Raw genomic sequence first — 2,049 nt, 5'->3', positions numbered from 1 at the left:
CGGGTACGACCACAGGGGCAGGCTGCTCGAACAAACCCAAACACTTGGTGGCAGCACGGAGCTGATCGCCGGGAACATATACGACGACCTGGGGCAGTTGGAGACCAAGAAGGTGGGGAACACCACGAGCGCCCCCCTACAGACGGTGGACTACACATACAACGTCCGTGGGTGGCTGAAACAGATCAACGATATAAACAACTTGGGCAGCGACCTGTTCACTTTTAAAATCAATTACAACACCAAGGAAATAGGTTCGGGCAATGCCCTGCTCTTCAACGGGAATATCAGTGAGACGATATGGAAGACGGCCAACGATGCAGCGGATGGCAATAAGACCCGGGGCTATGCGTACAAGTACGATGCATTGAACCGCATCACCTATGCCGATTATGGTATAAAGACCACAGGAGGGTATAACCGATCAGCGGGATATGATATATCGGTAGGGGGCTATGACAAGAATGGGAACATTACCGGTCTATGGAGGAACAATGCAGCGGGGCGTATCGATGACCTTACATACAGCTACCATAACAATGAGGTGAGCAACAGGTTAAGGAAGGTTGAGGACATCAGTGGGACAGAAGGCTTTGTAAATGGTGCCAACATAACGACGGAGTATCAGTACGATGTCAATGGAAATATGACCAGTGATGCCAATAAAGGGATAACCGGTATCACCTACAACCATTTGAATTTACCGACCAGTATCACCATAGGAGGTGGAAATATTTCTTATATTTACGATGCGACGGGTGTCAAGTTAAAGAAAACAGTAAGCACGGGTAAGGTAACGGAATATGCCGGGAATTACATTTATGAGAACAACCAGTTACAGTTCTTTAACCATGCAGAAGGCTATGTGACCCCCAATGGCAGTGACTATGATTATGTGTACCAGTACAAGGATCATTTGGGGAACGTTAGGCTCTCGTATCAGGATGCAGACAACAATGGAAGCATCGCTACCAATGAAATTGTCGAGGAAAGCAATTATTACCCTTTCGGCTTAAAACATAAAGGTTACAATAATGTCGTGAACGGTACGCATCATCCATATACTTTTGGAGGTAAAGAAGAGCAGGAAGAACTTGGTTTAGGTTGGCACGACTTTGGTGCAAGGAACTATGATGCGAGTTTGGGGAGATGGATGAATTTAGACCCTCTTACTGAAAAGTATCATCCTCTATCTCCTTATAATTATACTGCAAATAACCCCATTTTATACCTTGACCCTGATGGGAAAGAAATAATAATTGCTGGTAATACTAAAGATGCATTAACAAAGTTAGCACAAATTGCAGCAACAACTAAAGGACAAAAAAGATTGGATAGGTTAATTAGTTCAAGATATAAATATAGAATGGAAAAAGTTTTTTGGGCTTCTAATGCTGCTTATGATGGAAAGGGAACAATTGGCACAGCAAGAACAATTTACTATCCTTCTTCCGTATGGTGGCCACATACAAATGGAGATAACAAAAGTACATATTATACTGGTCATGAAATCAATCATGCATATAATCATGACTATAATGGGGCTAATTATGATAGAAAGACAGAAGAGAGAACATCTGTAAGGTTCGGAAATTATTTAAGGTCTGTTTATGGAGATGGAGATGATTTACGAACATCTTACTCTGGCTTAGGATTGAAATTTAGTGATAATGAAAATTCATACAACAGTAAAGGTGAAGGTATTTCTGATTTTGAAGAGACCTTAAGCGTTGAAACGGGAGGAAATACTTTTGCTGGGTTCAGTTATGAGAAAACTGAAGGAGGTGAAACTTCTACAGAATACATAATTTCTGTAAAAACAAAAGATGGTACTTTTGCCTATAGAAAGTTTACCGACCAAAAGGAATATAATTCAGCTGTAAAAAGAATAAACGAGTACCAGAAAAAACAAAAAGAAGAAGATGAAAATTAATAAATTGACCATAAAAATCGACACTATCCCAAAAAGTGTGTAAGTAAAAATATCGAGGGTTGGATTCTTAATTAGAGTCTGACCCTTTTTTCATAGATCGTCAGGAACTGATTTAA

At 40.7% G+C, this 2,049-nt stretch carries 1 protein-coding gene; it reads left to right on the top strand.

Features of this window, described 5'->3' with window-relative positions:
• On the top strand, window positions 1–1,933 hold a 1,933-nt coding region (locus OOZ15_RS19775), incomplete at its 5' end, for an RHS repeat-associated core domain-containing protein (RefSeq protein ID WP_265958165.1).
• Window positions 1,934–2,049: the final 116 nt, after the last annotated feature.

It is taken from the genome of Galbibacter kalidii (genome assembly GCF_026241135.1).
Taxonomy (GTDB): Bacteria; Bacteroidota; Bacteroidia; order Flavobacteriales; family Flavobacteriaceae; genus Galbibacter.
This window is presented reverse-complemented; position numbering and strand designations above follow the sequence as displayed.